This window comes from Cohnella baijiui, from assembly GCF_020731285.1.
Taxonomy (GTDB): Bacteria; Bacillota; Bacilli; order Paenibacillales; family Paenibacillaceae; genus Cohnella.
This window is the reverse complement of the sequence record NZ_JAJFOW010000040.1, coordinates 36532-56868: the sequence shown is the minus strand read 5'-3', so window position 1 is coordinate 56868 and position 20337 is coordinate 36532. Positions and strand designations below refer to the sequence as shown.

The following is a 20337-nucleotide window of genomic DNA, read 5'->3' as shown; positions in this document are numbered from 1 at the left end:
AATGTCACCGAAACAGCTTTCTGAGCCAAGGGGATATCGCGCGAATGTCGCCAGATCAGCTTCCTGAGCCAACGGGATATCGTGCGAATGCAGACAAAGCATCCTCCTGAGTCAAGGGGATATCGTGCAACGGGAACGGATGCCAGGGCAGCACGAGTTGCATTCGGGCGGAGAAACGTTATAATGAAACGCAAAATAGGAGGGGAATGGACCTATGGAATACCGCAGCTTGGGAAACAGCGGCTTAAAGGTGTCGGCGCTTGGTTTGGGGACGAACGCATTCGGAAAGCGTTCCGACCGGGATACGTCGATCCGCATCGTTCATCAAGCGTTGGACAGCGGAATCACCTTCATCGACACGGCCAACATTTACGCCGGGACCGCGTCGGAGACGATCATCCGCGAAGCGCTGCGCGGCCGAAGGCAGGACGCCGTATTGGCGACCAAAGCGGGACTCGTCGCCGGTTTCGGTCCGAACGACAGAGGCTCCTCCCGCTTCCATCTGCAGCGCGAGCTGGACGCCAGCCTGAAGCGGCTGCAAACCGACTACGTCGATCTGTATCAGATCCACACCTTCGATCCCTATACGCCGCTGGAAGAGACGCTGCGAACGTTGGACGACTTCGTTCGTTCGGGGAAAGTCCGCTACATTGGCGCGTCCAACTATGCGGCTTGGGAGCTGATGAAGGCGATCGGTATGAGCGAGCGGCTCGGGCTGAACCGCTTCGTCTCCACGCAGACCAGCTATTCGCTCGCAGATCGGACGCCGGAAGCGGAGCTCGTGCCGATGTGCCTCGACCAAGGCGTCGGCATCATTCCGTACTTCCCGCTCGCAGGGGGCATCCTCACCGGCAAATATGCCGGGATGGACGACAAGGCGCCTGCAGGCTCCCGGGCAGATACGGATCCCGGGTTCCAGCGCTTCCTCGAAAAACGTACGCTCTCTCTCGGCGAGGAGGTTCTACGTATCGCGGAAACGGCCGGGTTCGACCCGGCTGTGCTCTCGGTCGCTTGGCTGATGCAGCAGCCCGCCGTCTCGACGGTCATCGTCGGAGCGACGAAGAGCGAGCAGCTGTCGGCCAACCTGCAGAGCGCCGAGCTGAAGCTGGACGAATCTACGCTCGAGGCGCTGCGGCTGGCCAGCGATCCGTTCCGGTATGGCGAACCCTTCGCCGTCTACCGCCTGCCCTGAACGCACGACACCCCCTGATCCGGTTACGGAATCAGGGGGTGTTCTTATTTTGCGGGCATGAACGGACTAACGCGAATCGGTCTGCCGCTTGATAGGTCCGACCGAGGAACAACCGGTTTGGCAGGTTTCGCTGAGCGAGCACGCGGCGCATTTGCCTTGTCTCGTCTTGCGGATATACCGGACCAGCGTCCACCCCGCGTAGCCGAAGATCAGCAGCCCCACTACGATGTTGAATGCCATGGCGATCACGCCTTTCCCGTTAATGGAATCCTAACAGCAACCCGATCCGATAAATCAAAATGGATAGCAGATAAGCGACGATCAGCGCGTACCCGACCGAAAACCACGTCCACTTCGCCGAATTCGTTTCCTTGCGAATGACGCCGACCGTTGCGAGGCAGGGAACGTAAAGAAGGATAAAGACCATGAAGCTGTAAGCCTGCAGTGGGCTGAAATACGTCCCAAGCGCCTGCTGAAGACCGGCATCTCCGGAGGTCGCGTAGATAATCCCCATCGTGGAGACGACGACTTCTTTGGCCAAAAAACCGGTAATGAGCGCGGCGCCGGCCTGCCAGTTCCCGAAGCCGAGCGGCTGCAACAGCGGCGCGATGAGGTCGCCGATCGAGCGCATGAAGCTGTGGTCGATCGGCACGTTCCAGCCGCGGAAACCCGTATAGCTTAGCAGCCAGATGAGCACCGATCCTCCGAAAATGAACGTTCCCGCTTTCCGAACGAATCCTTTGCCTTTCTCCCAAGTGCTCCGCGCGAGCGTCTTCCACTGGGGAAACCGATACGGCGGCAGCTCGACGACGAAAATCGTCTCCTCGCCGCGCGCCAGTGTGCAGGAGAACAGCTTGGCGAGCGTCAGAGCCACGACGACGCCCAGGACGTACAAGGAGAGGACGATGATCGCTTTGTGCGATTGGAAAAAGACGCCCACGAACAAACTGTACACCGACAGCCTGGCCGAGCAGGACATCAGCGGCGTAAGCAAAATCGTCAGCAACCGCTCGCGGGGCTGTTCAATCGTGCGGGCCGCCATGATGCCGGGCACGTTACAGCCGAACCCGATGATCATCGGGATAAAGGTTTTACCGTTCAGTCCCGCGCCTTCCATCAGCTTATCCATGACGGTTGCGATCCGGGCCATGTATCCGGAGTCCTCGATAAACGAGATGATCAGGAAAAGCATAAAGATCTGCGGGACGAAGACGAGCACCCCGCCGACCCCGGCCACGATGCCGTTCAGGATGACCGCCTGGATGAAGTCCGCCGCTCCGAGCTGTTGAAGCAGCCTTTGCAGCCCATCTGAGACCGGACCGCTGAGCAGCGCGTCCAGCCGATCCGAGATCGGCGTGCCGAACCAGTCGAACGTCAGCTTGAACGTCAGGAACATAAACAGCAAAAAGATCGGAATGCCAAGCCACTTGTGGGTCACGATCGCGTCCAATTTCTCGGAAAACGTGCTGGAGGACGAGGAAACGCGCCGACAGCAGGCGGACAGGATATTGGCGATGCGATCCGAACGCTGCTGCCGAATGTACTGCTGCAAATCCCGGCACTCCGTCCGGGCTAGCACCGCCGCTTCGGTCGACCGGAAAAACGCGTCGAGCCACGCCGCGGGCAGCACCTTTCGAAGCCGCTGCACGACCGCCTCGTTGCCCTCCAAAAACTGCAGCGCAAGCCAACGTCCCGGCCCGGCGTCAGCCGGGATCCGGGCTTCCAGCTCGGCGATCGCCTCCTCCAGCGGAGCCGCGTAGGCGGTGCGTACAGGGACCGTTCGCTCGCCGGTGCGGGCGATCTCCCGAAGCAGCTCCCGACAGCCCTTTTCCGTTCTCGCGACGACGGGGATGACCGCCGCCCCGAGCTGGCGCGCCAGCTCTGCCGGGTCGATTTGAACCCCGCGGCCTTCGGCGACGTCCGTCATGTTCAGGGCGACGACAAGCGGGCGACCGTAATCCGCCAGCTGCAGCGTCAGATGCAGGTTGCGTTCGATTTGCGATGCATCCACGACGTTAAGGACGACGTCCGGCGCGGTTTGCAGCAGGTATTCGCTGGTCACCGCTTCGTCGCGGGACAGCGGACTAAGCGAATAAACGCCGGGCAGGTCGACGAGCTCTCCCTTCTTGTCCAGGAGCACGCCAACCTTCTTCTCGACCGTGACGCCGGCCCAGTTGCCGACATATTCGTAAGAGCGCGTGAGCGCATTGAACAGCGAGGTCTTGCCGGTGTTGGGATTCCCCAGGAGTGCAACGGAGATCATAGGGCGAGAACTCTCACCGCTTGCGCTTCCTTGCGGCGAATCGCGATCCATTGTCCGTTGGACTCGATGGTGCAGGGCCCTCCGAAGGGCAGCATCTTGCGGACCGAAACGATCGAGCCTTCCGTCACGCCCAGATCGCTCAGCCTTCTGCGCACCATAAAGCTTACCGAAGCCATGTCCGTGACTTTGCCTCTGGAGCCTCGCTGCAATTGTGTCAATGGCATCATGCGCGTTCACACCGTTCTTTGAAAATGATTATCACTCTTATTGTTGTATTGTAGGTCAATACGGCCCTTTGCGCAACGGTTTCTTGAACGTTCGGCCCATCCAAATGCTGCAACGACGGCAAAAGCCGGCGCAAGCCGCGCCGGCGTTCATTTTTACGCTTTACGCTTCGGATTGAACCGAGCGCGATTTGTCCGAGCGAAACGCCCGCACGGTGGCGACGATCGCGAGCGAGATCGAGGTCAGCAGGATGAGCCAGAGCGTCCCGAGCGTCATCGGGATGTCCGGCAGGCCGAACGCCGGCAGCGTCGGCACGATCTGCGCCAGGTCGCCGACCGTCTGCCCATGGTAAGGCAGCGTCGCCGCTGCGATCGTCATGAGCGCGACGGCCACGAGCGGCGAAGGAATCGCCTTCGTCAGCTCCGGCAGCAAATAAATGACGGCAAGCGTGCACGCCACCATCGCGTACATGCCCCAAGTTTGTCCCTGGAAGTAGCGCAGCTGCGACAGCAAAATCAGAATGGCGAGGGCGTTGATAAAGCCGGTAATGACGGAATGCGGCACGTACCGCATCCACTTGCCGAGCTTGAAGACGCCCATCAGCAATTGCAGGATGCCGGTCAGGATCGTCGCGGCGAACAGACGCAGAAAGCCCGGACCGAGTCCGGGCTTTCCCTCTTCGGGCCACAGGGGCTTAGCGCGCTTGATCGGCCGGATAGACCAGACCCATCTGCCGGCGCGCCTCGTCCATTACTTCCATCACCGCGAGCGAGCGTGCGTGCGTGTTCACCTCGGACTCCCGCCTCCCCGTGCGGATCAGGTCGATGAAGGCTTGCAGCTCGTACCGCATCGTGTTCTCCGATTGCGAAACGGAGAGGTCCTCCTCCCGTCCGTCCCGATAACGGAGCAACACCTTGTCCGGCTGGCTGATCTGGTCGATCCGAATGCTGCCATCCTCTCCTTGAATCTCGCTCGGCATCGCCGAATTCGAGATTTTGGAGTACATGACGACCCCCTCCATCTCCGGATAGCGCAGGAGAAGGCTGCCCTCGCCGTCCACGCCTGACGCGAGGAGATGGCCGTTGGCCTGAACGGCCTCGGGGATTCCAAACAGTACGATCGCGGGATAAATGCAATAGATTCCCAAATCCATGAGGGCGCCGTTGGAAAGCGCTGGATCGAACGCGTTCAGGACGGTGCCCGCCCGGTAAGCGTCGTAGCGGGACGAGTATTGACCGTAGTTGCCGACGAAGCGGCGGACCCGGCCGATCTTCGGCAAATTCGCCTGGATCGCCTGGAAGTTCGGCATGAATGTCGACTTCATTGCCTCCATGAGCAGGACGCCGTGTTCCCGGGCCGCCGCCGTCATCCGCCGCACCTCCGCCGCGTTCGAGGCGAGCGGCTTCTCGCACAACACGTGCAGGCCGTGCCGCATGCAGAGTTCCGCCTGCTCCGCATGGAGGGCATTCGGGCTCGCGAGATAGACGGCGTCGACCGTGCCGCTCGACGCCATCGCCGCCAGGTCGTCGAAGACGTGCGGAATGCCGTGCTTCGCGGCGAACGCTTCCCCTTTCTCGCGGGTTCGCGAATAAACGGCGACCGCAGCGAAGCCGTCCGTCTCCTTCGCCGCCTCGAGCAGACGGTCGGTAATCCAGTTCGTGCCGATGAAGCCGAATCGTATCATAAGCGATGTCTCCTTGCGCGATAATAACGTTTCTTCTTGTTATATCACAAAAAGGACGGGCCGTGCGCACGGGAACGCCGAAGGCCGGCTTCGGGCTGTTCGCCTTCCGCCGGCCCCCGGATTAAGGAACGTCGCGAAAAAACAGATGACGGTACGGATACTGCGTCGACTTGTATCGGAAAGTCAGCGCAAGCCCCGACGACTCGATCTCGACGCGAGCGAGTGCTGCCGTCCCAACGAGGCCGCGCGTCATCGCGTTCGCCGCCCGCCGGTCGCCGCTGCGAATCGCGCCCGCGAGCGCGGCCGCGAAGCAGCGGTTGCGCGCCAGCTCCCGGTAGAGCGGCAGTACGGCCCGGGCGATCGCGCGGTGAATGCGCGTCTCGAACGTGTATTGCACCGTGCCCGGCGGGATCGTTACCCCATCCGTATATTGCCAGATCGGCTTGGCCGCGGGGAACGAGACGAAGTATCCGATCGCGTTCGTCCCGATCCCGAGCCGCTCCTTGCGCGCGCCCCGCGAGACCGCGCGCAGCAGCTTCAGCATGCGGTCCAGGTCCAGCGATAGCAGCGCCCGGCTCCACTTGCGCGCGAACGTCTCGCTGCTCGCCACCGCTTGGTAAAAGGGCAGCATGACCCCCGCCACCCGCTGCAACAACGCGCCCGTAACGTACGCGTTCGCCGGTCTCTTCCGTTTGGCCGCCATCTACATCCACTCCTTCCGCGGCGATAGGGACTTCCTCCTGTCACCATATGCGGAAAGGGCGAATGCGCATGGGCGGACGTCCATCCCGTACGCTACAGCGATTGAAATATCGGCGGATCGGACAAGAACAGGACCGGCACCTGCGGATAGACACGTCTCAGCTCTTCGGCCAGCGCGGCCATGCCCGGTTCCTCGCTCGCGGCGTGACCGAGCAGAAGGAGCGCTTTGGGCCGGCCTTGGGCGACGGCGTCGCGCACGTATTCGGGCGTCTCCCACTCCGGTCCCTCGCCCGCAATGAGGAGGTCGACCCCTTCCTCGTACAGCGGGATCGCGAGCTCTCCCCCGCCGCGATAGCCCGCGAGGAGGCCGACCCGCACGCATGATGTCGCCGGGTCGCCCGCGAGGCGCACGAAAGGCAAGCCAAGACGCGCTTTGACGTGGCTCGCCACCTCGGCCGCCGACTGCATAGGCAGAGTGAGCAACGCGGCGGCCGGACGATGCTCCACGATCCGCGACGCCCAGCCGAGCGCCTTCGCCAGCGCGAGCGTGATCCCGTCCGGCCGGTAACGGTGGATGCCGTCGTGAAACCGGTAGACGGCGACGCCTGATGCGACGATCGCTTCCCGCTTGATCCGGCTGACGTCATCCTCCCGCGCCGCCCGACCCGCATGACGGTAGTAGACGCCTTCATGGACGATCAATAGGTTGGCGCCCCGTTCGCGCGCCTGTTCGAGGACGCACTGAGACGCCGTGAACGCCACGGCGATGCCGCGCACCTCCGTATCGGGCTCGCCTGCCGCAAGTCCGTCCACCGTCTCGGCCGGCCGTTCCGCCGCGGGCTGCCACAACCGTTCGATCACCTCGCAAATCCGCAAGATCATCCCCCCCCCCCCCCCCCTCTATGGCGCTCCGTGAACCTGACTTAACCGGTTCGGTTGGACGTATGCCGGTCTATTTTTGCCGCCGCCGTTCAGTCGTTCGAACTTGTCCCGGACGGCTTATCCTTCAGCCTTTGCCGGAGGCTGCCGAGCAGCATTTGCAAACCGTACTCGAAATGCTCCTCCGTATTGATCTGCATCAGATAAGGCGCTAAACGGAAAAGCGTCGGATATTGCTCGGGAGACAAACGGCCGAAAAAGTCGTTCGGCGGACCCGTCTCCTCCTCAGGCGGATTGAAGTCCCGCGTTTCGTTTTTGACGAAAGACAGCACGTAATCGTTGACCAGCATGGCGGCCATCACGATTTCTTCGGGCGGAAATCCGGCCTCCACGAGATTTCGGAGCATCGACTCCATAAACAAGAGACGCTTCGGCAGGAGCGGCGGCGTCTCCAGCAAAATTTCGGCCGCGTCCCGCACCGATAGCAGGACGGTCCGGTACTCCCGCGCGAAGGAAAGCACCTGCGCTTCCCAGGAAAGCTCCGGATCGGGCAGGCGAAGCTTCCCGCATATGTTTTCGGCCAAGTCGTGCTGCACGGCGCCATGGAGTCGTCGCAAAGCCACCTTCAGCTCGCCGAAGCGCTGGCCGACGACTTCCGCGTTTATTTGCCCGACCGGCGCGGCCGGGGACTGAGCGGCTCGTTCGCCGCGTCATACGCCGTCCAAAACGAGGTCGAAGACGTGGAGGCGCTTCTTGCCGAGACCGGAGCTCCTTATGTGATGGGAGTCAGTTCAGGAGCGCTCGTCGCGCTTCAGGCGTCGCTTGTCGTCCCATCCATCCGCAAAACGGCCATCTTCGAGCCTCCTTTGCCAGTGAAGGGCTCGGTTTCGATGGACTTCCTTCCCCGCTTCCAGCAAGAGCTCGCCGAAGGCAAGCTGTCCTCGGCGCTCGTCACCGGAATGCTAGGGGCGCAACTGGGGCCATCCGTCTTCAACGCGCTGCCCCGCTGGATGCTCAAGCGGCTGACGGAGATGATGATGGCGAGCGAGGACAAAAAGGCGAAAGACGGCGACGTTACCTTCCACATGCTCGCGCCTACGCTGAGTGACGACTTCCGGCTCGTAGCCGAGATGAGCGATGAACTGGAGCGTTTCCGGGCGATGCGGCCCGAGGTGCTTTTGCTGGGCGGCGGCAAGAGCCCGGCATATTTGAGAACGGCGCTGGACGCCTTGGAAAAATCGCTGCCGCGCGTTCGGCGCGTGACGTTTCCCTCGCTCGGCCACGGCGCTACCGGCAACGCCAATCGAGGCGGCAAGCCGAAGATCGTCGCGCGGGAGCTGCGCCGGTTTTTCGCTTCTTCGCCGGACGCATATTGAACGGGAGCAGCCGAAGCCGACGCGATGCGCCGAAAGAAAAGCGCCCGGCTTGTGGGCGCTTTGTTCGCCTTAATTGATGGTTCGTCCGGCGGCGTCCGGGATGCCGCTCTTGCGCCAAAAGTACGTATTCAACACGTCGCGCCATTCCCGGGCATGCGCCGCCTGCTCTTCGAGCCGCGCCTTCACCTGCGCGAAACGGGCCGCATCCACCCGGCTCTCGAGCGAGCGCCAAGCGGCGATCAGCGCCTCGGCGCGTTCCGCCCCTTCGAAGCGGGTGTCGTAAATATGCTGGATGACCGTCTTGCCGGACTTCAGCACATGCGAATAGGGCACGTGATGGAAGAACAGCACCAGCTCGTCGGGCGTTTCGTCCAGCGACTCGTACCGCGACGCGTTCGGGTCGCGGTACTGGCCGGCGTATCCGGTGCCGGTCGCCCGCGTCCGGTCGACGCCGATGCCATCGCGGTCCGCGAAGTGGTATGTCCCCCACATTGAATATTCGTAGCCGTCTACGTCGGGCCCGTAGTGGTGGTTCGGCTTGACCATCCAGCCGACGCCGAGCGGCGCCGTATACGACTCGTAGATGCTCCAGGAATCCATCAGCATGGCGAGCACGGTGCGCACGACGAGCTCGTCCGCGCCGAACGTGAGCTTGACCCATTCCTCGGCGATCTCCTCGGCGGAGAGCTCCGGGTTCCAGGCGAGACGGCCGAACCCGTACAGATTCGCTTGGGCGAGCGTATGCCCCGTCCAGTTGGCGTCGTCCCCGATGTTGGACACCGCGGCAAATCCTCCGTGACTGCCGCCGAAAAGGGTGCGGTCCACGACGCGCTTAACCGTCGAGCCCGGACCTTGAGCGTGCGTATCGAAATCGAGCGCTTCCTTCCATTGCGGCACCAGATAGCAGAGATGCCTCTGCTGGCCGGTGTACTCCTGGGTCGCCTGGAATTCGATCGTCATGTTGGTGCGTTCCATCGCCCCGAACAGCGGCGATACAGGCTCGCGCACCTGGAAATCCATCGGCCCGTTCTTCACCTGCAGGACGACGTTGTCCAGGAAGCGGCCGTCCAGCGGGGTGAAGTGGTCGTATGCCGCCCGCGCGCGATCCGTCTTGCGGTCTCGCCAGTCCTGCCTGCAATTGTAGACGAAGCAGCGCCAGACGACGATGCCGCCGTAAGGGCGCAGCGCCTCGGCCAGCATGTTCGCGCCGTCCGCATGGTCGCGGCCGTAGGTCAACGGACCGGGGCGGAACTCGGAGTCCGCTTTGACGAGATAGCCGCCGAAGTCCGGCACGCTGCGGTAAATCTCCTCCGTCTTCGCCTTCCACCAATCCCGCACGCCGGGATCGAGCGGATCGGCCGTGTCCAGGCCGCCGATCTCGATCGGCGCCGCGTAGTTCGCGCTCAGAAACAGCTTGATCCCGTACGCGCGGAACAGGTCCGCAAGGCCCGAGACCCGCGGCAGATGGCGCTCCGTCATGAACAGCGTCTCCGGGAGGTGCACGTTCACATTGTTGATCGAGATCGCGTTGACGCCGACCGAAGCCAGCAGGCGCGCATAGTCGCGAACGCGTGACAAATCATCTACGATTTCGCCCTCCCGGAAAAAGATCGAACGTCCAGCGTAGCCGCGCTCGATACTGCCGTCCGCGTTGTCCCATTGGTTGATCATTCGCAGCCCGTTGGCCGGATTTTCGCAGAGGTCCGTCCCGGCAAGCGGAACGCCGGCGCCGATCAACCGCAGCACATGGTATGTGCCGTAAAGGACGCCGATTCCCGTCGTCCCGGCGACCACGACCCGGCGGCCGTCCGCGTCCGCGCGGATGCGGTAGCCTTCGCCGCCGACCGCGGCCTGCTCCGGCGCCGCGAATGCCGCGCCCGCCTCCGCGCAGCCGGCGAACGTGCCGAGCACGATGCAGGGCGCATCCCCGGCCGACCGCAATCGCGCGGGTCGCTCGCCAAGCAAGCCTGCCAGGGCTTCCGTCAGCTCGGCGGCCGCCGTCTCGACGCGCAATTCGCCCTCCGCGGCGCAGACGGCGCGGGTCCAGGGCTCTGCGGCCGCCCGCAGCGCCGCTTCCGGCAGCCTGCCGCGGCGAAGCCAAGCGTCGTAACCCGCCATCTTGCTAAAGGTGTCATGAGCCGTCACGATGTCGTTCCCCCATCTCCGATTGATCCATTCTTTTTGAAAACGGTCGCAAGCGTCCATTCGGGTTCATCCTAGCACGAACCAAACACGGCGAACCATAGCCAAACCGGGCGGGTATTTACCCAAATCGCGCGATCAGCGTATACTGGATCCATCCGATTCGCACAAGGCGAAGCCGAAAGGAGAATCCGCGCATGACCGCTCCCCGCCCGCCCGCGGGCTTCGAACGGACCGATCACGAAACGGTCTTTCCTGACGTCAAGACGACCTTGAACCTGTTTGGCATTCATATGCGGCGCGTTCCCGGGACATGGTCCTATCCGACCCACGAGCATCCCCAATACGAGATCAACTACTTGCTCGAAGGCAGGCAGACGATGACCGTGAACGGCGTCGCCTACGCCCAGCAGCCCGGCGACCTGCTCCTCCTGAAGCCGGGCGAATCGCACGACAGCCGCAGCGGCGACGGCGCACCCTTCACCTACTTTTGCCTCCACTTCGATCTCGACGACCGGCTGTTTCTCGCCCTGCTGAACCGGCTGGAGCAAGTGCTCTTCCCGGCGGACGGCGCCGTCGCCGCCAAGGTCGCGCCGGCGCTGCGCCGGATGATGGAGCTCGCCGGGGCGGCCGAAGCGGGCTCTATCGCGGGCCGCCTGAGGCTGCAGTCGTGCGTCTTCGAGCTGTTCGCCCAACTTTGGGAAGCGCTTTCTGCGGAGAGCGCCCATCTCTCGCCGCCCGAGGACGGCAAAGTCTCGATGGCCCACGCGATCGCCGGCCGGCTCCAGGCGCTGGCAAGCCAGCATTTCCATCACGGGCAGGCGGGCGAATCGCATTACGGCATCGAGCGGATCGCGGATGAGATCGGCATCAGCGCCTCCCACGCGAGCCGCACGTTCCGGGAGGTGTACGGCGTCTCTCCGCGCGCCTACTGGTCGGAGCTCGTCCTGCACGAAGCCAAGCAGCTGCTCGCCGATCCCAAGCACACCGTGCAGACGATCGCCGCCATCCTCGGCTACCGGGACATCGCGCATTTCAGCCGCCAGTTCAAGCGCTGGACGGGCCTCGCTCCCCGCGATTACCGACGGCTAACCGGCGGCCGACCGGACGGGCTCCCGGATCAGAGTCCGAAGTAAGCCTCTGCATTGCGGTAGCAGATGTCGCGGACGATCTCGCCGACGTATGCGTAGTCGGCGGGCAGCTCGCCCTCCTCGATCCAGGTGCCGAACAAGCCGCACAGCACGCGGCGGAAATATTCGTGCCGGGGAAAGGACATGAAGCTGCGGGAGTCCGTCAGCATGCCGACGAACGCGCTGACGAGGCCGATGTTCGCGAGCGATCGAATCTGCTGCCGCATCCCGTCCTTCTGATCGTGGAACCACCAAGCCGAGCCGAGCTGAAGCTTGCCGCGCACCCCGCCGCCCTGAAAGTTGCCGATCGTCGTCGCGATCATGTCGTACTGCGCCGGGTAAAGCGTGTAGACGATCGTCTTGGGCAGCCGGTCCGCCTCGTCCATCGCGTTCAGCAGGCCGTTCAGCGAACGGGCCAGATGAAAGTCGAGGATCGAGTCGTAGCCCGCGTCCTTGCCAAGCCTCGACGACATGCGCGCGTTGTTGTTGCGGATGGCGCCGATATGCAGCTGCATCGCCCAGCCGCGAGCATGGTACAGCTCGGAAAGACGCAGCAGCACGAACGTCTGATACTGCTTCGCCTCGGTCTCCGTCACCCGCTCTCCCCGCAGCGCGCGCGCAAAGATCGCCGTGGCGTCCGCTTCGCCCGCCGGTTCGAAGGGCAGCTCGCCGAAGCCGTGATCCGAAAGCCGGCAGCCGCGGTCGTGGAAGTGCGCCACGCGCCGTTCGACCGCCTCGAGCAATTGCGGCAGCGCGGCGATGTCCACCTCCGCTGCCCCGCCTAGTTCTTTCATATAACTCTGGAAGTCCGCCCTGGCGATGTCGAGGATCCGATCGGGCCGGAACGTCGGCGCGACCTTCGCGCTTACCTTCCCATCTTCCTGGATGCGGCGGTGCGCCGTCAGCGGATCCGCCGGGTCGTCCGTCGTGCAGGCCGCTCTCACGTCAAACTTGCCGAGCAAGCCGGAGGCGTGAAGTGCGGGGTCCGCCAGCTGCTCGTTGCACCGCGCCCATATCTCCTCGGCGTTGTCCGCGGATAGCCGCTCGCGGATGCCGAAGTGACGGTCCAGCTCCAGATGCGTCCAATGATAGAGCGGATTGCCGGCCATCGCCGGTACCGCGCGAGCCCACGCCAGAAACTTCTCCTTATCCGAAGCCTCGCCCGTAATGAAGGCCTCGTCTACGCCTAGCCAGCGCAGCGCTCTCCATTTGTAATGATCCCCGTTCAGCCACAGCTCCGTCAGGTTGAGAAACCGATGGCCGTCCGCGATTTTTTGCGGATCCAGATGGTTGTGGTAATCGATGATCGGCATGGCCGCCGCGTAATCGTGATACAAGATGCGGGCGCTCTTCGTCGTCAGCAGCAGATGTTCCGTATCGAAGATGGACATCGACATCCTCCTCCTTATTAAAAAATGATAAGATCTGATGTGTTCCATACTACCATACAAGTATGGTAGTATGGAATCCTGGAGGTGAATCCGATGGATCAATTTCGCATGCCTCCTTCGCGTTCCGCCCGAGAGACCGTCTATGCGCAGCTCCGGGACCGGATTCTCAGCCTGGACCTGCCCCCCGGCACGGCGCTGTCGGAAAAGGAAGCTTCGCTCTCGTTCGGCGTCAGCCGCACGCCGGTCCGCGAAAGCTTCGTCCGGCTCGCCCAGGAAGGACTGGTGCAGGTGCTGCCGCAGCGGGGGACGTTCGTCTCGCTCATCGACTCGGAGCTGGTCGAAGAGGCGCGCTTCATGCGCGAGCAGCTGGAGCGGGCCGTCATCCGCCTCGCGTGCGAGTCGTTCCCCGCGGAGCGGCTGGTCGCGCTCGAGGACAATCTCCGCGCCCAGCGCGAGAGCATGGCGCGCCAGGACGACAAGCGCATGTTCGAGCTGGACGAGGCGTTCCACCGGACGATCTTCGAAGGGTGCCGCAAGCTGAACACCTGGGCGGTGCTTCAAAGCATGAACGTGCATCTGAACCGCAGCCGGCTGCTGCGGCTCGTCACCGATCATGCCTGGAGCCATCTGTACGCCCAGCACGAGCGGATGGCGCAGGCCATACGCGACCGGGACGCCGAGACGGCCGACCGGGTGATGAAGGAGCATCTGACGCTCAGCATTACGGATTTGTCGATGCTGAAGATGAAGTACCCGCACTATTTTCAATGAGAACCGAGGAGGAGAACGAGGATGCAGATGGGCTTTCGCTGGTTCGGGGAGACGAACGACACCGTCTCGCTCGATCAGATCCGCCAGATCCCCGGCGTAACGGGCATCGTATGGTCGCTGCACGACGTGCCGGCGGGCGAGGAATGGCCGATGGAGAAAATGGTGCACGTCCGCGACCAGGCGGCGCGCGCGGGGCTGAACATCGACGTCGTCGAAAGCGTCAACGTGCACGAGGATATCAAGCTGGGGCTGCCGAGTCGCACGCGCTATATCGAAAACTACAAGCGGACGATCGAGAAGCTGGCGCAAGTCGGCGTCAAGGTGATTTGCTACAACTTCATGCCCATCTTCGACTGGCTGCGGACGGACCTCCACAAAGAGATGGAGGACGGCTCGACGGCGCTATTTTACGAAAAGAGCAAAATCCACGACATCGATCCGCTCGAGCTCGTCCGCCGCATCAACGCCAATTCGGAGCTGACGATGCCCGGCTGGGAGCCGGAGCGGCTCGCGCATCTGACCTCGCTCTTCGAAGCTTATAAAGGCATCACCGAGGAACATCTGTGGGACCATCTCGCCTACTTCCTGAACGAGATCGTCCCGGTCGCCGCCAAGCACGGCATCCGGATGGCCATCCATCCGGACGATCCGCCGTGGCCCGTCTTCGGCTTGCCGCGCATCATCACGAGCCAGGCGAACCTGCGGCGCTTCCTGAAGCTGCACGACAGCCCGTACAACGGCATCACGCTGTGCAGCGGCTCGCTCGGCGCCAACCCGGACAACGACATCGTCTCGATGATTCACGAATTCAAGGACCGCATCCCGTTCGCCCATATCCGGAACGTGCGCGTCTACGACAACGGCGACTTCATCGAAACGTCGCACCGGACGGCCGACGGCACCGTCGACATCGCCGGCATCGTTCAGGCGTACCACGACATCGGCTATACAGGCTACGCGCGGCCGGATCACGGGCGCCATCTGTGGGGCGAAGTTTGCCGGCCGGGCTACGGGCTGTACGACCGGGCGCTCGGCATCATGTATCTGTGGGGCGTCTGGGACGGCGCAGCGCGCTTGTCCGCCCATGGAAAGCAGGTGGCGCCATGACGTCCGCCCTGCCGATCCATCCCGCGCTTGCCGGCAAGGTCGCCGTCGTCACCGGCGGCTCCGGGGTGCTCTGCCGCGTCATGGCGATCGAGCTCGCCCGCCAGGGCGTCAAGGTCGCCATCCTGAACCGGACGGTCGACAAGGGACTCCAGGTCGTCCAAGAGATCGAAGCCGCCGGCGGCACGGCGATCGCCGTCGCCTGCGACGTCACGAACGCCGAGAGCGTCGAGTCGGCGGCCCGTATCGTCGGCGAACGCCTGGGTCCGTGCGACATTCTGCTGAACGGCGCCGGAGGCAACCACCCGAGCGCCAATACGACGAACGAGATTTTCCGGCCCGAAGACGTCGGACAGCCGGACGTGACGACCTTCTTCGATCTGAGCGTGACGGGCTTCCGGCACGTGCTCGACCTCAACTTCGTGGGGACGCTCATCCCGACCCAGATCTTCGCGCGGACGATGCTGGGCCGCCCGGGCGCCGTCGTCCTGAACGTCTCTTCGATGAGCGCGCCGTCGCCGATGACGAAGGTCCCGGCTTACAGCGCCGCCAAGGCGGCGATCGACAACTTCACGCAATGGCTTGCCGTGCATCTGGCCGAAGCCGGCATCCGCGTGAACGCGATCGCGCCGGGCTTTTTCCTGACCGAGCAAAACCGCAAGCTGCTGAAAAACGAAGACGGCACGCTCACCGAGCGGTCCGGCAAAATCATCTCGCACACCCCGATGCGCCGGTTCGGACAGCCGGAGGATCTGCTCGGGACGCTGCTTTGGCTCGTCGACGAGACGACGTCCGGCTTCGTCACCGGCACCGTCGTGCCGGTCGACGGCGGATTCATGGCTTTTTCGGGCGTTTGACGCGTCCGGCTCGCGATTTACCGATCCCAATCCCGCTCCAGCCGCCGAGGCCCCTCGGCGGCTGTTTGCCGTTCCGCAGAAAGGGGATGCGCGGGATGGCGAGCGGCGCGGCCGGCAAGGACGTCGGGCGGCGCAAAAAAACCGGCCGGAAGCGCTTGCCAAACCTTCGCGAACTCTGTAGAATCAACAAAGGAATTTAGGACGATCACCCCATTTATCGGAGGAATACACCCCCCATGAGACGTGAAATCGGCGTGCAAGAACGCCCCCCGCTCGGCCAAAGCGTCATGCTGAGCCTGCAACACCTCTTCGCCATGTTCGGCTCGACGGTGCTCGTCCCGAACCTGCTCGGCGTCGATCCGGCCATCTGTCTGCTGATGAACGGCATCGGCACCCTGCTCTACATCTTGATCTGCAAAGGCAAAATTCCCGCCTACCTCGGCTCCAGCTTTGCCTTCATCGCGCCGGTCACCGCCATCATCGAAGCGCACGCGATGCCTGGCGCGGGCTACGCGGCCGCGCTCGGCGGCTTTATCGCGGCCGGCGCCGTCTTTATTATCGTCGCCTGGATCGTGAAGCTCGCGGGCACGGGCTGGATCCATGTCGTCTTCCCGCCGGCCGCGATGGGCGCCATCGTCGCCGTCATCGGCCTGGAGCTGATCCCGGTCGCGGCGGGGATGTCCGGCTGGATCAGCGGCGGCAAGGCGGACTGGTCGCCGGATACGAACACGATCATCGTGTCGACCGCCACGCTGCTCGTCACCGTGCTCGGCTCCGTGTTGTTCCGCGGCTTCATGCGCATTATCCCGATCCTGTTCGGCATCGTGTTCGGCTACGTCCTCGCCTGGCTGATGGGCATGACCGATTTCGATAAGGTCCAAGAGGCCGGCTGGCTGACCCACCCGACCTTCACCTTCCCGACGTTCGAGGCATCCGCCATCCTGACGCTCATCCCGGCGGCGCTCGTCGTCATCGTCGAGCACGTCGGCCACCTGATCGTCACCGGCAACATCGTCGGCAAGGACCTGTCCAAGGACCCCGGCCTGCATCGCTCGCTGTTCAGCAACGGCCTTTCCACGCTCGTCTCGGGCTTCGTCGGCGCGACGCCGAACACGACGTACGGCGAAAACATCGGCGTCCTCGCCATCACGCGCGTCTACTCGACGTTCGTCATCGGCGGCGCGGCCGTCATCGCGATCGTGCTGTCCTTCTTCGGCAAATTCGCCGCGCTCGTCGCCGCGATCCCGCCCGCGGTCATGGGCGGCGTCTCCCTGCTGCTGTTCGGCGTCATCGCGGCCTCCGGCCTGCGCATGCTCGTCGAATCCAAGGTCGACTACAGCAAGCCGACCAACCTGTTCCTGACGACGGTCGTTCTCGTGACCGGCTTGTCCGGCGTCAAAATTACGATCGGCGATTTCTCGTTGTCGGGCATGGCGCTCGCCACCGTCGTGGCGATCGTGCTGAGCTTGCTGTTCAAGCTGTTCGAAGTCGCCGGCATTTCGAACGACAAGGAAGCGGCGGATCACTGATCCGCGCGGCCGATTCGAACAACCGCCTTATGCGCGCCTAACGAAGGGGCGATCCCGCCAGGTCTTTGCCGACCTGCGGGATCGCCCTTTTATTGACGCAAGGCTCCGCGCCGCCGTGCCCTCTTCGTCAGGCATCGACCTGCGGCAAAGGCCAGCATAGGCGGCCGGTTCAAGCCGTGGTAAGATGAGGAAAAACAGGCTTGCCAAGCGATGCCATGCTCCTCTTTTCGGCGGGCATTGGCGGATCCGGCAGTCCGATTGGAGATCCGAAATGAATACGTATACCATCCGCAAAACCCCCGCTCCCCTCGTCATCGACGGGGACCTGGAGAAATCCGCCTGGGCCGGAGCCGAGGAAGCCCATCTCGTCGAGACGTCTTCGGGCGGCGCCCCCGCGCAGAGCACGCGCGTCAAGCTGCTTTGGGACGACCGCTGGCTGTACGCCGCCTTCCGCTGCGAGGACCGGGAGGTCCAGGCGACGTACACGCAATTTAACGATCGGCTGTACGAGGAAGACGTGGTCGAGCTGTTCGTCAGCCCCGACGGCGATTTGCGGCGCTATCTGGAATTCGAGATCAATCCGCTGAACGCCGTCCTGCATTACGCGATCTTCAACGATCTGCAAGGCAACATCCTCCCCTACGCCAGCCTCGACAACCGGGTCGTCAGCGCCGTGCGGCGCGACGAGGAGCGGCTCCTTACCGATTACGAAGCGGCCATCCCGCTCTCGGAGTTCGTATCCGCGCCGCATCTCCCGCCGAAGGCCGGCGACGAATGGCGGATGAACCTGTATCGCATCGACCGGATTCCAGGCGAGCCGCCGGCGTTTTCGGCCTGGTCGCCGACCGGACGGCCGAACTTTCATCTGCCGCAAGCGTTCGGTCGCTTGGTGTTCGCTGACTGACCACCCCGCCTGGCAAATCAACTTATTCCGGCTGGCCGAACGCCTCCCGGCCGAACGCTTCGCGCGTGAAGTCGACCCAGGCCCGGGCGGCGAACGACAGATACCCTTCCCGCCGCCAAGCCAACGCGAGACGCCACGGGATGACCTGATCGGTCAGCGGAATCGCGCGGATGCGGTCCGGGGACAGCAGCCGGCAGACGGTCCCGGGCAGCATCGCGATGCCGAGCCCGGCTCCGACCAATGATCGCCATGCCGAAACTCAATCACCACTCCGCGAACGAACCGTCTTCGTGGAAGAGGAGCGGCGTGTCCCATTCCCCGGGATAAGCCCGTTCGCGCAGCGCCTCCTCGTTGATCTCGACCCCCAGGCCCGGTCCCTTCGGCACGTCCACGTATCCGTCCCGGATCTCGAACGGCGTTTGCAGGTAGCCTTCCCCGAGATCCCACCGCTCCGCCATCGATGGATGCTCCTGGATGAGGAAATTCGGCGTGCAGGCGTCCAGTTGGAGGCAGGACGCCAGCGAAATCGGACCGAGCGGATTGTGCGGCGCCACCGAGCCGTAATACACCTCGGCCATCGCGGCGATCTTCTTCGCCTCGAATATGCCGCCCGCGTGGCACAGGTCCGGCTGCACGATCGCGACCGCCTGCTTCTCCAGCGCTTCCCGGAATCCCCAGCGCGTGAACAGCCGCTCCCCCGTCGCGATCGGGATCGAGGTGGATCGGGCGACGCGGACCAACGCGTCGACGTTCTCCGGCAAGCAAGGCTCCTCGATAAACATCGGATAATACGGCTCGAAAGCATCCGCGAGCCGGATCGCCATCGCCGGGCTGACGCGTCCGTGGAAGTCGATCGCGACGTCCAGCTCCCCGCCGACCGTCTCGCGGATCGCCGCCAATTTCGCGACCTGGCTCTCGACGAATTTCAGCGTGTCGACGTGGCGCACGGGAGCGTCGACCCCGATCTTGATCGCCGTGAAGCCGGCTGCCGCCTTGCCCGCGGCGTTCGCGGCCATTTCCTCCGGCGTCGCACCGCCGCAATGGCTGTACATCCGGATTTTGTCCCGGCATCTGCCGCCCAGCATTTCGTACACCGGCATGCCGTAGTATTTGCCCTTGATGTCCCACAGCGCCTGCTCGATTCCGCTGATCGCGCTGACGAGCACCGGCCCGCCCCGGTAGAACGTCCCGCGGTACATCACCTGCCAGTGGTGCTCGATCCGGAGCGGATCTTGGCCGATCAAATAGCGCTTCAGCTCGCCGATCGCCGCGGCTACCGTCTGCGCGCGCCCTTCCACGATCGGCTCGCCCCAGCCGACGATTCCCTCGTCCGTCTCGACTTTCAGGAATTGCCATCGCGGCCGGACGTGGTACAGCGTCATCTCCGTAATCTTCATGCGCCCTCTCCCTCTTCCTTCATCGTTGGTCGGCCAACACCGGGAGCAGCGCGCCCCCGTCCATGTACAGCGTCGTGCCCGTGATATAGCCCGCCTGCGGCGAGGCCAGATAAACGCACGCCTCGCCGACTTCGTCCGGCGTGGCGAATCGCCGCATCGGAATGCGGGACGACACCCGCTCGACCGCCTTTCTCGCCTCTTCCCCGCTCGCGCGCTCGATCAACGTGTAGCCCGGCGCGATCCCGACGACGCGGATGCCCTCCGGCGCGAGATCGAGCGCCATGTTCATCGTCAGCTTGTTGACGCCGGCTTTGGCCGCCGCGTAAACGGTCGCGTTCGACCAAGTGCCGAGGGTATGGTTCGAGCTGATGTTCACGATGACGCCCCGCGTCCCGTTCGCCTTCATCAGGCGGGCGGCGCGCTGCGAGCAGAAGAACAGCCCGCGAAGGTCGGTGTTCACGACCTCCTCGAACAGCTCGGGCGTCGTCTCCAGAAACGGCGCCATCCTCGTAATGCCCGAATTGTTGACGTGGACGTCCAGACGTCCGAATGCCGACGTGAATCCCGCGAACAGCTCGTCGACGCCCGACATCGCCGAAATATCGGCGCGGATCGGGACGGCTCTGCCGCCGCCCGCTTCGATCTGCCGCACGACGTCCGCCGCCATCTCCCCGCTCGACCGGTAATGTACGGCGACATCGTAGCCGGCTCGCGCCAAGGCAAGCGCGATGCCTTTGCCGATGCCCCGCCCCGCGCCCGTCACGAGCGCCACCTTGCGTTCCATATCGGAT

20 protein-coding genes and 1 pseudogene are annotated in these 20337 nt (G+C 63.6%); 8 read left to right on the top strand and 13 right to left on the bottom strand.

Going from position 1 to position 20337, the window contains the following annotated elements; all coding sequences use genetic code 11:
• The first annotated feature begins 214 nt into the window (after positions 1–214).
• Positions 215–1192, top strand: coding sequence for an aldo/keto reductase (locus LKX83_RS26150; RefSeq protein WP_227885789.1), 978 nt, complete (start codon positions 215–217; stop codon positions 1190–1192).
• 66 nt (positions 1193–1258) lie between these two features.
• Here LKX83_RS26150 and LKX83_RS26145 read toward each other — a convergent pair whose 3' ends face one another.
• The 8 genes from LKX83_RS26145 to LKX83_RS26110 all read right to left on the bottom strand — a co-directional run bounded on the left by LKX83_RS26145 (position 1259) and on the right by LKX83_RS26110 (position 7568).
• Positions 1259–1432 (bottom strand): FeoB-associated Cys-rich membrane protein, encoded by a 174-nt coding sequence (locus LKX83_RS26145; RefSeq protein ID WP_227885788.1) that lies wholly within the window; start codon positions 1430–1432, stop codon positions 1259–1261.
• Between the two features lie 19 nt (positions 1433–1451).
• Positions 1452–3455, bottom strand: a complete 2004-nt coding sequence (gene feoB, locus LKX83_RS26140; protein ID WP_227885787.1) for a ferrous iron transport protein B — start codon at positions 3453–3455, stop codon at positions 1452–1454.
• Positions 3452–3682 (bottom strand): FeoA family protein, encoded by a 231-nt coding sequence (locus tag LKX83_RS26135; protein WP_370639135.1) that lies wholly within the window; start codon positions 3680–3682, stop codon positions 3452–3454. Before LKX83_RS26135 ends, feoB begins: the two co-directional genes overlap by 4 nt.
• Before the next feature lie 160 nt (positions 3683–3842).
• Entirely contained in the window at positions 3843–4307 is a 465-nt protein-coding gene (locus LKX83_RS26130; RefSeq protein WP_370639137.1) for a SulP family inorganic anion transporter, read from the bottom strand.
• Positions 4308–4374: 67 nt separating this feature from the next.
• The gene (locus LKX83_RS26125; RefSeq protein ID WP_227885786.1) at positions 4375–5364 is read right to left on the bottom strand and encodes a Gfo/Idh/MocA family protein; all 990 of its coding nucleotides are present in this window, start codon (positions 5362–5364) and stop codon (positions 4375–4377) included.
• Between the two features lie 121 nt (positions 5365–5485).
• Positions 5486–6067, bottom strand: a complete 582-nt coding sequence (locus LKX83_RS26120; RefSeq protein ID WP_227885785.1) for a hypothetical protein — start codon at positions 6065–6067, stop codon at positions 5486–5488.
• 92 nt (positions 6068–6159) lie between these two features.
• Positions 6160–6948 (bottom strand): Nif3-like dinuclear metal center hexameric protein, encoded by a 789-nt coding sequence (locus tag LKX83_RS26115; protein WP_227885784.1) that lies wholly within the window; start codon positions 6946–6948, stop codon positions 6160–6162.
• An 89-nt stretch (positions 6949–7037) separates the two neighbouring features.
• Positions 7038–7568, bottom strand: a complete 531-nt coding sequence (locus LKX83_RS26110) for a TetR/AcrR family transcriptional regulator C-terminal domain-containing protein (RefSeq protein WP_227885783.1) — start codon at positions 7566–7568, stop codon at positions 7038–7040.
• Here LKX83_RS26110 and LKX83_RS26105 point away from each other — a divergent pair.
• Positions 7548–8321, top strand: coding sequence for an alpha/beta fold hydrolase (locus LKX83_RS26105; RefSeq protein WP_255654898.1), 774 nt, complete (start codon positions 7548–7550; stop codon positions 8319–8321). The genes LKX83_RS26110 and LKX83_RS26105 overlap by 21 nt on opposite strands.
• Positions 8322–8390: 69 nt before the next feature.
• Here the strand turns inward: LKX83_RS26105 and LKX83_RS26100 are convergent, their stop codons facing one another.
• Positions 8391–10439: an alpha-glucuronidase family glycosyl hydrolase gene (locus LKX83_RS26100; protein WP_370639136.1), complete on the bottom strand. Its 2049-nt coding sequence runs from the start codon at positions 10437–10439 to the stop codon at positions 8391–8393.
• A gap of 221 nt (positions 10440–10660) precedes the next feature.
• Here LKX83_RS26100 and LKX83_RS26095 point away from each other — a divergent pair, with 221 nt between their 5' ends.
• Positions 10661–11599 carry an AraC family transcriptional regulator gene (locus LKX83_RS26095; protein ID WP_227885780.1) on the top strand — a complete coding sequence of 313 codons (939 nt, stop codon included), beginning with the start codon at positions 10661–10663 and terminating at the stop codon, positions 11597–11599.
• Here LKX83_RS26095 and uxaC read toward each other — a convergent pair.
• The gene (uxaC, locus tag LKX83_RS26090) at positions 11584–12984 is read right to left on the bottom strand and encodes a glucuronate isomerase (protein ID WP_227885779.1); all 1401 of its coding nucleotides are present in this window, start codon (positions 12982–12984) and stop codon (positions 11584–11586) included. The genes LKX83_RS26095 and uxaC overlap by 16 nt on opposite strands.
• A gap of 93 nt (positions 12985–13077) precedes the next feature.
• Here uxaC and LKX83_RS26085 point away from each other — a divergent pair, with 93 nt between their 5' ends.
• The 5 genes from LKX83_RS26085 (at position 13078) to LKX83_RS26065 (ending at position 18149) form a co-directional block, all read left to right on the top strand.
• Complete coding sequence (locus LKX83_RS26085; RefSeq protein ID WP_227885778.1) at positions 13078–13755, top strand: GntR family transcriptional regulator; 678 nt, start codon at positions 13078–13080, stop codon at positions 13753–13755.
• Positions 13756–13776: 21 nt separating this feature from the next.
• Positions 13777–14862 carry a mannonate dehydratase gene (gene uxuA, locus LKX83_RS26080; RefSeq protein ID WP_227885777.1) on the top strand — a complete coding sequence of 362 codons (1086 nt, stop codon included), beginning with the start codon at positions 13777–13779 and terminating at the stop codon, positions 14860–14862.
• Positions 14859–15716 carry an SDR family oxidoreductase gene (locus LKX83_RS26075; RefSeq protein WP_227885776.1) on the top strand — a complete coding sequence of 286 codons (858 nt, stop codon included), beginning with the start codon at positions 14859–14861 and terminating at the stop codon, positions 15714–15716. The genes uxuA and LKX83_RS26075 overlap by 4 nt, the downstream gene beginning before the upstream one ends.
• 236 nt (positions 15717–15952) lie before the next feature.
• Positions 15953–17245 (top strand): uracil permease, encoded by a 1293-nt coding sequence (uraA, locus tag LKX83_RS26070; protein ID WP_227885775.1) that lies wholly within the window; start codon positions 15953–15955, stop codon positions 17243–17245.
• 271 nt (positions 17246–17516) lie between these two features.
• On the top strand, positions 17517–18149 hold the full coding sequence (locus tag LKX83_RS26065) for a carbohydrate-binding family 9-like protein (protein ID WP_227885774.1): 633 nt from the start codon (positions 17517–17519) through the stop codon (positions 18147–18149).
• 22 nt (positions 18150–18171) lie between these two features.
• On the opposite strand, the pseudogene LKX83_RS26060 reads toward LKX83_RS26065, so the two are convergent.
• From LKX83_RS26060 to LKX83_RS26050, 3 genes and pseudogenes are all read right to left on the bottom strand, one after another.
• Positions 18172–18393: pseudogene (locus LKX83_RS26060) on the bottom strand (LysR substrate-binding domain-containing protein); the annotation flags it as partial.
• A gap of 19 nt (positions 18394–18412) precedes the next feature.
• Positions 18413–19546 carry a galactonate dehydratase gene (dgoD, locus tag LKX83_RS26055; protein WP_227885772.1) on the bottom strand — a complete coding sequence of 378 codons (1134 nt, stop codon included), beginning with the start codon at positions 19544–19546 and terminating at the stop codon, positions 18413–18415.
• Between the two features lie 19 nt (positions 19547–19565).
• Positions 19566–20330: an SDR family NAD(P)-dependent oxidoreductase gene (locus LKX83_RS26050; RefSeq protein WP_227885771.1), complete on the bottom strand. Its 765-nt coding sequence runs from the start codon at positions 20328–20330 to the stop codon at positions 19566–19568.
• Positions 20331–20337 lie beyond the last annotated feature (7 nt).

What these genes read in the sequence shown, in the direction of transcription:
- uraA (WP_227885775.1), top strand. Translation starts at nt 15,953, where the DNA reads ATGAGACGTGAAATCGGCGTGCAAGAACGCCCCCCGCTCGGCCAAAGC.
- LKX83_RS26075 (WP_227885776.1), top strand. Translation starts at nt 14,859, where the DNA reads ATGACGTCCGCCCTGCCGATCCATCCCGCGCTTGCCGGCAAGGTCGCC.
- LKX83_RS26050 (WP_227885771.1), bottom strand. Translation starts at nt 20,330, where the DNA reads ATGGAACGCAAGGTGGCGCTCGTGACGGGCGCGGGGCGGGGCATCGGC.
- uxaC (WP_227885779.1), bottom strand. Translation starts at nt 12,984, where the DNA reads ATGTCCATCTTCGATACGGAACATCTGCTGCTGACGACGAAGAGCGCC.
- uxuA (WP_227885777.1), top strand. Translation starts at nt 13,777, where the DNA reads ATGCAGATGGGCTTTCGCTGGTTCGGGGAGACGAACGACACCGTCTCG.
- dgoD (WP_227885772.1), bottom strand. Translation starts at nt 19,546, where the DNA reads ATGAAGATTACGGAGATGACGCTGTACCACGTCCGGCCGCGATGGCAA.
- LKX83_RS26135 (WP_370639135.1), bottom strand. Translation starts at nt 3,682, where the DNA reads ATGATGCCATTGACACAATTGCAGCGAGGCTCCAGAGGCAAAGTCACG.
- LKX83_RS26115 (WP_227885784.1), bottom strand. Translation starts at nt 6,948, where the DNA reads ATGATCTTGCGGATTTGCGAGGTGATCGAACGGTTGTGGCAGCCCGCG.
- LKX83_RS26065 (WP_227885774.1), top strand. Translation starts at nt 17,517, where the DNA reads ATGAATACGTATACCATCCGCAAAACCCCCGCTCCCCTCGTCATCGAC.
- LKX83_RS26120 (WP_227885785.1), bottom strand. Translation starts at nt 6,067, where the DNA reads ATGGCGGCCAAACGGAAGAGACCGGCGAACGCGTACGTTACGGGCGCG.
- LKX83_RS26150 (WP_227885789.1), top strand. Translation starts at nt 215, where the DNA reads ATGGAATACCGCAGCTTGGGAAACAGCGGCTTAAAGGTGTCGGCGCTT.
- LKX83_RS26145 (WP_227885788.1), bottom strand. Translation starts at nt 1,432, where the DNA reads ATGGCATTCAACATCGTAGTGGGGCTGCTGATCTTCGGCTACGCGGGG.
- LKX83_RS26100 (WP_370639136.1), bottom strand. Translation starts at nt 10,439, where the DNA reads ATGGCGGGTTACGACGCTTGGCTTCGCCGCGGCAGGCTGCCGGAAGCG.
- LKX83_RS26095 (WP_227885780.1), top strand. Translation starts at nt 10,661, where the DNA reads ATGACCGCTCCCCGCCCGCCCGCGGGCTTCGAACGGACCGATCACGAA.
- LKX83_RS26125 (WP_227885786.1), bottom strand. Translation starts at nt 5,364, where the DNA reads ATGATACGATTCGGCTTCATCGGCACGAACTGGATTACCGACCGTCTG.
- LKX83_RS26085 (WP_227885778.1), top strand. Translation starts at nt 13,078, where the DNA reads ATGGATCAATTTCGCATGCCTCCTTCGCGTTCCGCCCGAGAGACCGTC.
- LKX83_RS26105 (WP_255654898.1), top strand. Translation starts at nt 7,548, where the DNA reads ATGGAGTCGTCGCAAAGCCACCTTCAGCTCGCCGAAGCGCTGGCCGAC.
- feoB (WP_227885787.1), bottom strand. Translation starts at nt 3,455, where the DNA reads ATGATCTCCGTTGCACTCCTGGGGAATCCCAACACCGGCAAGACCTCG.